Genomic DNA, 11,692 nt, shown 5'->3' with positions numbered 1-11,692 from the left:
GGCGTTCTGTTTCTTGGCTAGGCAGCATGGAATCGTAAGGATTCGAAGCTATATTCGAAAATTTCGATCAAAAATCGAAAATTGCCGTGATATTGTCTAGGTTGTTTCGCTTTTCTGCTTGATCTGGATTTGCAGAATGATTGTTCTTAAAAACTGAATATGTTTTGATGGCGGCTAGCGCGACGGTGTGGCTGGCGCGTCCGGCATGCGAATTTGGCCGGTACGGGCGGACGATAGCGCCATCATGGCTGTCCAACCATCATGCAAATGCATCAACCCGGTCAGAAAAAGCGCTAAAACGGCGCTGTGGCAGTAATACGGCCGATAATGAGGAGCTTGTCTTATGAACCCCGCGCTCTATCTCGATGACGCCGCGCTGGCGCGCTGGCGGGCCGACCTGGCTGGTCCGTCCGAACAGTGGCCGGTGCCGGTGCTGATCCATCTGGCCTGGCATCTGCGTCAACGCGACAGTCGCTGCGCACTGGCGCTGGCCGATCTGGCCGAGGAGAAACTCGGTGCGAGCGTTGCCCTGCGCACCACCCTGGCCGCCACGGTGCTGGCCGACGGGACGGTGGGCGAACTGATGGCCGATGAGGACGAGGTGGCCGAGTCGCCGGCCTTGGCGGCCCGGCTGGCACTGCTGCGCGGTGAGATTGCCTGGCTGTACGCCGACCTTGGCGTGGCCGAACAGAAACTGGCCGAGGCACGCCAGGGCTTTGCCCGGGCCGATGATCCGATCGGGCAGGGCGACAGCCTGCTGCTGGCAGCCCAACTGGCCTGGGATCGCGGTCAGCCCGAAGCGCGCCGGCAGTGTCTGGCGTCGGCGCTGGCGCTGTTCAGCGAGGCGGGCGATGTGGCACGGCAGGCGTCGGCGATGGGCTGGATTGCCTATTTCGCCAATTTTGAACGACAGACCGAGTCGATCGACGCCTTGGAAGCCTGGGCACGTGAACGGCCCGGCCAGGTCGAGGTCACGGGCTTTCTGGATTTCTGCCATGCCTGGGATGCCTGCGGCGACGGCCGCTACCAGGATGCCGCCGATGGCTGGGAATGCGCGGCCGAACGGCTGCAAGCGCTCGGGCTGATCCGGCTGGCCATTACCAGCTTCAACAACGCCAGCACGGCGGCCGGCAATCAGAGCGATTTCGCCCGCGAGTCGGCCTTGGCCGAGCGGGCACTGGCACTGGCGCGGCCCCATGGCTGGCCGTTCAGCATGGGCCAGAGCCTGCGCTCGCTGGGCGAGGCAATGCGGGCCGTCGGCGATTTTGCCGGTGCACTGCCGGTGTATGAAGAAGCCGCGACCTGTCTTAAACCGCTGTCGCGCTCCTGGCTCTATGCCGTGGTGACGCACGAACTGGCGCTGGTGCAGTTGGAAACCGGTGCCTTCGAGCAGGCGCTGGCGGCGCTGGAGGCAAGTGAGGCGGCGGTGGTCGAAGGCGGGCATCGTGGCGTGCTGCCCAGCGTGCTGGGGCGCAAGGCGCTGGCCCTATCGCTGACTGGACGCGGCACCGAAGCGCTTGCCACGGCCGAACGGGCGCTCGAAGCGTCCGAAAACGGCTATCACGGCGCCCACGATACGGTGCTTGAAGTGCTGGCCACGATCCATCTCCGTCATGGCCTGCCGTCAAAGCGGCTCGAGCTGCCGGCCCCGCAGGCCGCCTTGCACTATCTGGACCGCTATGTGGCGGTCAAGAACATCACTCCGGGCTATATCCCCGAGGTCAGCATCCTGGCCGACTACGCCACCGCCTGGGAGCAGGCGGGCGATCTGGCCAAGGCGCTCGACTACGAACGCCGCCGTGCCACGCTGCTCGAAAGCGAAGGCACCCAGAAGGCGATGCAGCAGGTCAAGGCGCTGCAACTCAGCAACGAGGCTGAGAAGGCCAAGCTGGCCGCCGAGCACCAGCGTCAACTGGCCGAGTCCGAATCGGCGCGGGCGCGGGCGCTGGAAACCATGTCCTCGACGCTGCTGACCCTGGGCGAGCTGGGGCAGAAGATCACCAGTTGCCTCGACAGTCGTCAGGTGTTCGAAGCGCTGACCCAGCATGTGGCGGCAATGCTCGACTGTCAGCTGGTCTCGATCTACCAGTTGAACCAGGCCGAAGGCACGCTCGACATGATCGTCGGTCTCGAACGTGGCCAGCCGCTGGCGCCGATGCGCATCCCACTCGATTCGCCCGAGTCGCTGACTGCCCGGGCCGTGCGCGAACAGACCGAAATCCTGTGCGATGTCGATCCGGGCGAGGAAATCGCCAATCGGCTGCCCGGACCGCGTCGTATCCGCACGGCGCTGTTTGCCCCGCTCAGTGCCGAGGACCGGGTGCTGGGTGCAATGTCGATCCAGTCCGAACTGGCCGATGCCTATAGCGAGCTGGAGCGGCTGATCTTCCGCACTCTGTGCGCTTATGGGGCGATCGCGCTCAATAATGCCGAGTCCTACCGCAAGCTCGACGCGACGCTGCGCGAATTGCGCCAGGCGCAGGCCCAGTTGGTGCAGACCGAGAAAATGGCTTCACTCGGTACGCTGACTGCTGGCATTGCCCATGAGATCAACAACCCGGCCAACTTCGCCCATGTCGGTGCCCAGTCGCTGGCGGTTGAGCTGGAGTCGTTCCGCGAATTCCTGCTGGCACTGGCCGGCGAAGAGGCCCCCGAGGCGCTGGTGGCGAGCCTTAACCGGCGCGTCGATGCACTGATCGGCCAGACCGATACGGTGATCGAAGGCACGACCCGGATTCGCGATCTGGTACGTGATCTACGTACCTTTGCCCGTCTCGATGAGGCGGAGCGCAAGGCGGTGCGGATCGGTGATTGCCTGCAGCCGACCCTTAATCTGGTACGCGGTCAACTGGCGCCCTATGTGCAGATCGATGCCGAACTGGCGGCCAATCCGACGCTCGAATGCTGGCCGGCGCAACTGAGTCAGGTATTTCTCAATCTGATCAGCAATGCCTATCAGGCCATCGTCAGCCGCCGCCGCGCCGACCCGGCTTCCCCGCAGGGCAAACTGGTGATCCGCAGCCGGCAGAATGGCGAATGGCTGGAGATGAGTTTCCAGGACAATGGCTGCGGCATGGCTCCTGAGGTACTGCCACGCATCTTCGAGCCGTTCTACACCACCAAGCCCGTAGGCGAGGGCACGGGTCTTGGCCTGTCGATCTCGTTTGGTATCGTCGAACGCCACCGTGGTTTGATCGAGGTCAGTTCTGTCGAAGGTGAAGGCTCATGCTTCACCGTGAAGTTGCCGGTACAGGAGGAATAAAACGACTCTCTTTAAATGTGGCGTCAAAAACCCGTCACTTGTAGCGTTCGTTAGCCGCAAATCGGCGTAACGCACCATTGTCTCGATTCTGACAAAAATAGGGGAAATTGAAGATTTTCCTGTCTTGTTGACATGACTGGGTGGGAGAATTTAAGACGCCATATCAAACACGAATAAGCAGAAGATAATTTTATCGGTATCTTCTGCTCCACCCACTTCTGAGCTGTTCTGTGCATCTTGTTGAGGAGGACAAAGCCATGTCACTCGCGCTCTATGAAGAAATCCAGCTTCTCTATCCCCACGAGCCTGATTGGGATGCCGTTCCTGATGCAGTACTGGTCGAGCTGGTCGAGCATTATCCCGAGGAATCTTCCTGCGCAACGTTGGCGCTGGGCATCCTGTCCTACCGGCGCCATTCCCGTGTGGCCGAATTGGCGCGCTGGCTACTCTCCCAGAAGGATGTTGATCCTTGGTTGCGGCAGAACGCGCAGGAGGTTTTGCTTGCTATGGGGAATAAGGTAGAGAGCTGATGTGTTACAGGGTGTTATTACAGACCAACACCCACAACCGGTTTAATATTCGTGTTCCAAAGTGTGATGAAGGAACCCCGGCTGGGGCTGCCGGGAATGCTGCGCTTGGAGGGGCGAATGGCGCTTTTGGACCGTTTGCAGATAAGCCACGTACTGGTGCTGCAGGAGGTGGGCCAGCTGGATCTGCTACATCTCCGTATAGTCAGGCGGTAGGCGAGTTGTATAAGAATAAAAAGATTAGTTTGAGCGCTAGGCACGCATTGCGCGGTGCCGGGCGGCTCATTTCTAAGTTATTGCCGGGAGCTACGGCTGCGATTGCTGGCTTGGAGCTTTACGATGCATTTCAGTGCGATTGAAAGCTTCGCTATGACTTTAGAAAAACCCGTAGGTGCATTGGCTAGAGCGTATTTAAAGGCTTTGGGGTATGATGACTCAATAATTGAAACTTGGACTGAAGGCACTCGGCTGTTGCATGATCTTGGGATATGCGGCGACAGCATTGTCGAAGACTTGGAGGTTTTGCATAGGAAATTTGGCGTTGATTTAACCTCATTTAACGTGTGGGCACATTTTCCAAGCGAACTTTCTATGGATGCTTTGCTAGCATTATTATTGCCGATCGAGCGTTATCTGAGAGGAGCGGCCATAGTTCGTCGATTCGATAAAATATACCCTCCTGTTTCATTAAGGATGATCGAAGATGCTATTGCTAACGGACGATTGGTTGATTAGGGGTTACAACGGCTTTATTGCACGACTCCTCACACCTGAGCCCAGCCGATAAACTCCGGGCCTGACCCAAGCCGTTCCAGCTCAGTACAAGCCCCCCAACGGGCGTGACTACAACGCCGGCCTCAAGGCTCGCTGTTGATCTGGCTCGATCCAGCCATGCACTGGTATGCGCCGGCCAGCGGCAAGCCCGGCCACCCACCCACTTTCTCTGATGCCGCCATCCAGTTCTGCCTGTCGATCAAGGTGCTGTTTGGCCTGGCATTGCGGCAGGCCATCGGCTTGGTCAAAAGCCTGGTGAATTCAATTTTGAAGTGCAATTCCAATTAAATTATGGACTTGCGTCATTCCCGTTAGCTTTTCGAATTGTTGCAGCGGCGCCACATAGCCAAACCGCTTTCGCGGGCGAGTATTTAAGCGCTGCATAGCAAAGTGAACTTCGGCCTCTCGCACTTTATCCAAGGGTGATCCTTTGGGGAAATATTGGCGCAATAGACCATTCGCGTTTTCATTGCTCCCCCTCTGCCAAGGGGAATGCGGCTTGGCAAAAAAGAAATCCGCTTCTAATGCTTCAGCAATTTGTTCATGACGCGCAAACTCTGTCCCATTGTCACTCGTAATCGTTTTGACCCACTCCCGAATCGGTGTCAATAAATGGATCATGCCTATCTTGACCGCCTCGGCCGTTTTCTTCGCTAGCGGATAGGTCAACATTAAACCTGTTTTACGCTCGGTCAGCGTTAAGATCGCCCCTGCTTGACCCGCCCCAATCACCGTATCGGCTTCCCAGTCACCCACCCGTTCTCGGCTTTCCACCACCGCTGGGCGGTTCGAAATATCTCGACGATTCATCAGGATGCAACGCTTCACCCCTCGTCGCCATGGACGCCGACGCGGTTGGCGGCGGCGTAGATGGCGCCACAGCTGATTCTCCGGATTGGCATAAATCCACTGATAAATGGCCTCATGACTGATGGCCCGGCCTAATGAAGCCGAGATTTGCTCAGGACTCCAATCTTCTTTTAGCTTGAGCACAACGTCTTGCCACAGAGATTCTTTTATGTACGAGCCAGTTCTTTTCACTTGACTGCTGCGTTCTTGAGCTGTCACGGCTCGATACCCTGGCTGGCCACCGTTTCGCTTGATTTCTCGGCTCACTGAGGACGCGCTTCTACCCAGCAACTCCGCAATCGCTTTTTGTGAAATTCCTTCCCACAACCCTTTTTCTATCTGGTATCGTTCGGCTTGGCTGAAGTGCCTGTAGGAATTCATGGGTTTTTATTTTCTTGGCGGAAAACGGAAGCTCATCCTATAGCACTTCGCCTCCCTCTGCTTTTTTCTTTGCTTCCCGATTGCACTTCAAATTTGAATTCGCCCCTGCTCAAGCGGGCTGGGCTGAATTATAAAGCAATTAGAAATAGAGAATTTTATGAATTTCAGGATAGATATTTACGCTTAGGTAAAAAGCCTGCAAAAATGTGGGGGATATCTCGTTCAAAGCCCTTGAGCTTAAATGGTCTTTATGAGGAATGTCGCAATATTTAGTGCTGATTGTAAATGCAAAGGGAAAAATGAATCTGCCTAATAAAAAAGCAGTGTTGCTCTTTGTGTTAAATATATTTGCTGGGGTCTTGGTCTTTTTTTGGTTGTTCAGGCAAACGGTTGATGAGGCTGGTCGAGAATATGCAAGAACACAGGACACTCTATTTCTGATTGGAGATGCGCTTCAGCGCTACAAGAAAGAACAAGGGAAATATCCGGGCCGTGAAGAATGGTCTGATATTCTTAGGCGAAAAAATTACTATGAGGGAACTTTGAGGGACGGATGGTATCAACCACTCATTTATAGAAAGGCTACGTCGGAAAAAAGGCCTTTTTTGCTCTATTCTCTAGGGGAAAATGGGATTGATGAATATGGAGGAGGGGATGATATCGTTTATCTGCACAATAGGGCTTTGTTGCATAACCCAATCTCAGGTCGAGTTACCCCTTTGCCGGACGGAATTCAGGGGTGAACCACCGTGGTAGGCATGCCCAGCAGCACGAAGCGATTCAAGATCGCACAGCATACGTGGATTTCGGCGACCTGCCGTTCAGGGTGTCGGGCCAGCAGGTGCCAACCGTTTGGCGACTTCGACAATAGAAGGAAAGACCTGGACTTATCGTTACGCTGCAAATGGTGAACGGGTCCAGAAAATTGGACCAGACGGTAAAATCTCGATCTTTGTTTATAGTCCAGCTGGCGAATTGATCGGAGAGTATGACGCTAACGGGAAAGCCAAAGAAGAGATTATCTGGTTTGCAAATCGGCCAGTCGCTTCGATCAGAGCAGGAAAAGTCTACTATGTGATGACAGATCATCTCTCTACGCCGCGTCAGTTGATTGACTCAACCATTAAGCAGGTGGTTTGGAGCTGGGAGCAAGATGAGCCATTTGGTGCCAGTGCTGCTGATGCATATACTGATAAGATTAAAGTTACTTTTAACCTACGTTTTCCTGGGCAGTATTACGACGCAGAAACTGGGAAAAATTATAACTACTTCCGGGATTATGATCCGAGTACCGGGCGGTACATCCAAAGTGACCCAATAGGACTGCGCGGTGGGCTCAACACCTACAGTTACGGTTTCAACAACCCCTTGAGCAATATCGATCCATTTGGACTCGAAGTCATATTTACAAAAGATGGCGTCGAATTCCATGGGAATCCTAGGCCTGCTGGGGGCTCTAACTATGGGGAACACACCACGCAGGTAGATGGTAAGACTGCGTATCATGTCCATATCAATGACCACCCAAATAAGCGCTGGGACGTTACTAATAACAGGCCATTGGATCCGGAAGGCAACTTCACCAAGAAGGAGCTGAAGGTTTGCAAAAACCTGAGTGACAATGAGCAAAAGTACCTTAGAAGAGCCGCGAGAGAGGTTTTTCATCACCGTCCTGATCGGCTGCCGAAACTTAGGACGCGCTACCTGACAACTCTTGGCGCGATATTTGGTGTGCTGATGTCAGATAGCTATCAAGAGACGTGCAGCGCTGACGTTGGGAACCAGCTTGATGAAACATGCAACCCAAACTAATGGGGAGTGTCAGAATTCATATGCTCAGGAGGAATTGCTACATGCGGCAATTCAGAATTACGAAGACGACAATATGGAGGCTGCGATCTCGCAGTTCTTGACACTTGCCGAACGGGGTTGCGAAGAGGCTTTTCTCTATTTGTCATTGATTTACCGCGACGGGGACGGTGCGGAGAAAGATGAACTGCAAGCCGCTCGATACAAGAAGCGGTACGTCCAGAGTATTGAGACGAAAGCAGCCGAGGGGATTTCTGCTTATCAACTCAAGTTGGCCTACATGCTGCAGTTCGGCGACGGTGTTGCTATTGATAATGCTCGCGCATTTCGATTGTTTTCTGAGTTGGCCAGTGCAGGGGGTGGCGAGGCGCAATTTCATTTGTCCAGAATTTATGCTCATGGCTGGTGTGGACAAAAGGCCAATCCAGAGTTGGAATTGTATTGGTTAGATGAGGCCACGAAGTCTGAATGGCCCAAGGCCATTTACTATTCAGCACTGTTCTTAGAGGCGGAGCCGAGCAGCGCCGAATCAATCTCTCGCATAAAAGAGATGATGCATAGGGCGGCCGAGCTTGGTTGCTGGCAAGCAAAAGAATATCTGGAAAAAAGTAAATGACTTGCGGCGGGTGATATGGAGTCCTGCGGATGCTGAACGCCAGGGTGTACGCGCTGTCAACTGGGCTTGCCATTATTTTGGCGGGCGCGGTCGAGAAATATGGATATACGGTTGCATATTCTGGTTTTTTACTTGCATTGCTTGTCGTTATTGCTCCTGGTGTTTTTGTTGGGTATTTTGGCTTGGTCTCCAGCGCTGAAGCGGCCTTGGTTTTGTCTATGGTTATCAATGTGCTTTATTATTGTTTGATCGCCTCTCTGATAAAATTCGCCCGAGTCAAGGCGGGAAGCAAAATCCACTGAAAATCTTTTGCAATTTCGCAAAAAATCCATATGATGGATGCGAAACACAAATGCGTTTCTCCCAATCCCTGCCTACGTGGCAACACACTCGCGTCCTTGATTCTGCACTGACGGGCCAGAAGTAAGGGCGGGAGCGGTGGGGATCGTGGGAATCAGAGAAACCAATCAGCTTCCAAGGGCGCGCTCTAAAATGAAGTGCAACACTCAGCCGGATGGCATGGCAGAGTGTGGGCATGACAAATCATTACAGCCACTTGGTAGCGGCAGAGCGTAATCAGCTCCAGAGATCATTATTGACGGGGGAGAGTTTGCGTACGATCGCCCGTCGGATGAATCGCTCAGTCTCAACGCTGTTACGGGAATTGAGGCGTAATGCGCCGACGGCGGAGTACGACGCGGTGCGTGCTGGACAGTTAGCTCATCGGCGTCGGCGCCGTGGTGCGGTAAAGCTGAAACAGGCGTCCTCGCTGATGAACAAGGTGATCGACAAATTGCGTCAGGGCTGGTCGCCGGAGCAAATTGCGGGCAGGCTACCTTCGATGTACCCGACTGATTTGACGATGCGTGTGTGCCACGAAACCATTTACCGGACGCTGTATGCGATTCCTCGCGGCGAGCTACGCAAGGAATTGATTTTATTACTGCGGAAGTCACATAAATCGCGGCTCCCCCGTACGCGAGGCACCGACCGGCGCAGCTTGATCGACATGATCTCCATTCACGATCGGCCAGAAGAGGTGCTGTCGCGCGCCATCCTGGGTCACTGGGAAGGTGATCTCATCAAGGGCGCCTACAATCGGAGCGCTGTCGGCACCCTGGTTGAGCGAACCAGCCGGTATGTCCTGTTGGCGAAGATGACGGACGCGACCGCTGACGCGGCGTTGGAAGCCTTTACACGACGACTTCGCCATGTGCCCGCCAGCGTCCGTAAGACGCTGACCTACGATCAGGGCAAAGAGATGGCTCATCATGCCGAACTGGCTCGACGGCTCAAGATTCAGGTGTATTTCGCTGACCCTCATAGCCCTTGGCAGCGACCGAGCAACGAAAACATGAATGGCTTCATCCGCGAGTACCTGCCCAAAGGTATCGATCTATCTGTTTTCTCTCAAACCTACCTCAACGACATTGCGCGAAGCCTCAACACCAGGCCTCGCAAATGTCTGGGTTTTCGTACCCCTGAAGAAGTATTTCAGGAACATATCAATCGCTTGAAGGCCGGTGTTGCACTTCAAAATTGAATTCGCCATGATTCCGCAGGTCGATTAAGCCGAGCCATTAACCCGAGTGCCGAACAAGTTTATGGCTACGATACGCCTGGCCGGCTAACGACTCAGACCCTGAATGTGGCTGGGAAATCGTTTGTGCAGCAATTTGCTTATAAGGGCGATTTGCCACATCAGCATATTTATCCAAGCGGCCTGAAGGTTGATGTTGATTGGAAAAATGGAGAGATTGGTTCCATCAAAATCAATGATCAGATGCTGTTGGCAAATATCGTTTATCAAGCAAATGGTCAACCTAAAGGATGGTCCTGGGGAAATGGTCAGATATGGCAGGCTACAGCGGATGGGGCTGGTCGACCGACTGGGGTGACGTTGGGGAATAAAGATGAGTCGATCAACTACGACGCAAATGGCAACATCAGTGCTTTAAGTTTTGGCGAGAATAGTCAGACTTACCAATATGATGTGTTAGATCGACTTACTAATGCCAAGGTTGGTGCAACGAACTATGCATATGGCTATGACGGGACAGGTAACCGTACCACGCAAGTCATTAATAACCATAAAATTGACTATACCATTGATAAAGCCAGTAATCGGGTGACTCATCTCAATGGTACCGGTGTCAATACTCGGTTTGAGTATGATGCCGTGGGCAATCGTTTGAACGATGGGCGAGTGGTTGATACCTATAACCGTGCCAATCGTTTGGCGACTTCGACAGTAGAAGGAGAGACCTGGACTTATCGTTACGCCGCGAATGGGGAGCGCATTCAGAAAATCGGCCCGGACGGTAAAATCTCGATCTTTGTTTATAGTCCAGCTGGCGAACTGATCGGAGAGTATGACGCTAACGGAAAAGCCAAAGAGGAGATCATCTGGTTTGCAAATCGGCCGGTCGCTTCGCTCAGAGCAGGAAAAATTTACTATGTGATGACAGATCATCTCTCTACGCCGCGTCAGTTAGTTGACTCAACCACTAAGCAGGTGGTCTGGAGCTGGAATCAGGATGAACCGTTTGGTGCAAATGCGGCAAATACTGATCCCGATAATGATGGTGTTCAGGTCGTCTTTAATCTGCGTTTTTCTGGTCAGTATTATGATGGCGAAACAGGAAGAAACTATAATTATCTTCGAGATTATGATAGCGCAATGGGTCGATACGTTACCTCCGATCCTATAGGACTTGAAGGCGGATTAAATACCTACGCCTACGTAGGCGGCAATCCCCTAAGCCGAATCGATCCAAAAGGTCTTAATTGGGCAAATTTCTTTTTTGAAAAGATTCCAATAGTAAAATATTATAAATGCATGAGTGCAAACTCCAAGTTGTTTGATGTCCAAAAAACTTGCAAGGAGGAGCTTAACCAAGCAGGGACCCTAGACTTTTGCATGAAGTATAATGCTGAGTATGAGTCAGATGCAGTTATGAGTTGCATGGAAAAAAAGGAACCTGGGCTTTTCAAAGAAATGCTTAAATTTTGTACGGGTGCTGCAGTTGACCAATATACTAACACTACCGGTGTGAGAAAATAAAATCATGAGGCATAATGCTCGGCTAGGACTAGCAGCTGTTTTTATAGGAATTACTGCTTTTTTGGCGGGATGGTTTACCAATGCCACAATAAACAGTAGTTTACAGCGTGCAAAAGGAATGGCACTGTCTATTCAGGCAAAGAACTCAGCAGATTCTGGTGATTTGATAAGTGCAATAATATTAGCTAATCATGCAAGCGCCCTAGACATTGAAAATGAGGTTGCATGTGCATACTTAGCTGATTCTTATGAAAAACTGGGGCAGCCAAAATTAGCTATTGGAACTCTAGAGTTTTGTATTAAACAGTCAAGTAAAACAGAAAAACTTGACGACAAAAACGATGGGATTTTAAGCAGAGATCTGAAAAGACTCAAGAAAAAATACCATTAGAGCTTTTCCAGAAAACTCG

11 protein-coding genes and 1 pseudogene are annotated in these 11,692 nt (G+C 52.8%); 11 read left to right on the top strand and 1 reads right to left on the bottom strand.

Annotated features, from left to right (window positions below; all coding sequences use genetic code 11):
• The first annotated feature begins 343 nt into the window (after window positions 1-343).
• The 4 genes and pseudogenes from ACFOW7_RS06475 to ACFOW7_RS06460 all read left to right on the top strand — a co-directional run.
• The gene (locus ACFOW7_RS06475) at window positions 344-3,262 is read left to right on the top strand and encodes a sensor histidine kinase (RefSeq protein ID WP_378162277.1); all 2,919 of its coding nucleotides are present in this window, start codon (window positions 344-346) and stop codon (window positions 3,260-3,262) included.
• Window positions 3,263-3,519: 257 nt separating this feature from the next.
• Window positions 3,520-3,792 (top strand): hypothetical protein, encoded by a 273-nt coding sequence (locus tag ACFOW7_RS06470; RefSeq protein WP_378162275.1) that lies wholly within the window; start codon window positions 3,520-3,522, stop codon window positions 3,790-3,792.
• Between the two features lie 336 nt (window positions 3,793-4,128).
• Window positions 4,129-4,524, top strand: a complete 396-nt coding sequence (locus ACFOW7_RS06465) for a hypothetical protein (RefSeq protein WP_378162273.1) — start codon at window positions 4,129-4,131, stop codon at window positions 4,522-4,524.
• Between the two features lie 117 nt (window positions 4,525-4,641).
• Window positions 4,642-4,821: pseudogene (locus ACFOW7_RS06460) on the top strand (transposase); the annotation flags it as partial.
• Between the two features lie 3 nt (window positions 4,822-4,824).
• Here the strand turns inward: ACFOW7_RS06460 and ACFOW7_RS06455 are convergent.
• Entirely contained in the window at window positions 4,825-5,793 is a 969-nt protein-coding gene (locus ACFOW7_RS06455; RefSeq protein ID WP_378162271.1) for an IS30 family transposase, read from the bottom strand.
• 257 nt (window positions 5,794-6,050) lie between these two features.
• Between ACFOW7_RS06455 and ACFOW7_RS06450 the strand changes: the two genes are divergently transcribed.
• The 7 genes from ACFOW7_RS06450 (at window position 6,051) to ACFOW7_RS06420 (ending at window position 11,673) form a co-directional block, all read left to right on the top strand.
• Window positions 6,051-6,536, top strand: a complete 486-nt coding sequence (locus ACFOW7_RS06450) for a type II secretion system protein GspG (RefSeq protein WP_378162269.1) — start codon at window positions 6,051-6,053, stop codon at window positions 6,534-6,536.
• A gap of 109 nt (window positions 6,537-6,645) precedes the next feature.
• Window positions 6,646-7,605 (top strand): RHS repeat domain-containing protein, encoded by a 960-nt coding sequence (locus tag ACFOW7_RS06445; protein WP_378162266.1) that lies wholly within the window; start codon window positions 6,646-6,648, stop codon window positions 7,603-7,605.
• A complete protein-coding gene (locus ACFOW7_RS06440) occupies window positions 7,583-8,218 on the top strand; it encodes a tetratricopeptide repeat protein (protein ID WP_378162264.1) in 636 nt (211 codons plus the stop codon). Before ACFOW7_RS06445 ends, ACFOW7_RS06440 begins: the two co-directional genes overlap by 23 nt.
• Window positions 8,219-8,247: 29 nt before the next feature.
• Window positions 8,248-8,520: a hypothetical protein gene (locus ACFOW7_RS06435; RefSeq protein ID WP_378162261.1), complete on the top strand. Its 273-nt coding sequence runs from the start codon at window positions 8,248-8,250 to the stop codon at window positions 8,518-8,520.
• 233 nt (window positions 8,521-8,753) lie between these two features.
• Complete coding sequence (locus ACFOW7_RS06430; RefSeq protein WP_378162259.1) at window positions 8,754-9,761, top strand: IS30 family transposase; 1,008 nt, start codon at window positions 8,754-8,756, stop codon at window positions 9,759-9,761.
• A 123-nt stretch (window positions 9,762-9,884) separates the two neighbouring features.
• Window positions 9,885-11,282 carry an RHS repeat domain-containing protein gene (locus tag ACFOW7_RS06425; protein WP_378162257.1) on the top strand — a complete coding sequence of 466 codons (1,398 nt, stop codon included), beginning with the start codon at window positions 9,885-9,887 and terminating at the stop codon, window positions 11,280-11,282.
• 4 nt (window positions 11,283-11,286) lie between these two features.
• The gene (locus ACFOW7_RS06420) at window positions 11,287-11,673 is read left to right on the top strand and encodes a hypothetical protein (RefSeq protein WP_378162255.1); all 387 of its coding nucleotides are present in this window, start codon (window positions 11,287-11,289) and stop codon (window positions 11,671-11,673) included.
• The last annotated feature ends 19 nt before the right edge of the window (window positions 11,674-11,692 follow it).

Origin of the sequence: Chitinimonas lacunae (genome assembly GCF_042650885.1) — a bacterium.
Lineage (GTDB): Bacteria > Pseudomonadota > Gammaproteobacteria > Burkholderiales > Chitinimonadaceae > Chitinimonas_A > Chitinimonas_A lacunae.
The sequence above is the reverse complement of the archived record's forward strand: the minus strand, read 5'-3'. Positions and strand labels throughout refer to the sequence as shown.

Bases quoted from the DNA above. Each gene is read 5' to 3' on its own strand.
- ACFOW7_RS06475 (WP_378162277.1), top strand. From the start codon at position 344: ATGAACCCCGCGCTCTATCTCGATGACGCCGCGCTGGCGCGCTGGCGG.
- ACFOW7_RS06470 (WP_378162275.1), top strand. From the start codon at position 3,520: ATGTCACTCGCGCTCTATGAAGAAATCCAGCTTCTCTATCCCCACGAG.
- ACFOW7_RS06465 (WP_378162273.1), top strand. From the start codon at position 4,129: ATGCATTTCAGTGCGATTGAAAGCTTCGCTATGACTTTAGAAAAACCC.
- ACFOW7_RS06455 (WP_378162271.1), bottom strand. From the start codon at position 5,793: ATGAATTCCTACAGGCACTTCAGCCAAGCCGAACGATACCAGATAGAA.
- ACFOW7_RS06450 (WP_378162269.1), top strand. From the start codon at position 6,051: ATGTCGCAATATTTAGTGCTGATTGTAAATGCAAAGGGAAAAATGAAT.
- ACFOW7_RS06440 (WP_378162264.1), top strand. From the start codon at position 7,583: ATGAAACATGCAACCCAAACTAATGGGGAGTGTCAGAATTCATATGCT.
- ACFOW7_RS06435 (WP_378162261.1), top strand. From the start codon at position 8,248: ATGCTGAACGCCAGGGTGTACGCGCTGTCAACTGGGCTTGCCATTATT.
- ACFOW7_RS06430 (WP_378162259.1), top strand. From the start codon at position 8,754: ATGACAAATCATTACAGCCACTTGGTAGCGGCAGAGCGTAATCAGCTC.
- ACFOW7_RS06420 (WP_378162255.1), top strand. From the start codon at position 11,287: ATGAGGCATAATGCTCGGCTAGGACTAGCAGCTGTTTTTATAGGAATT.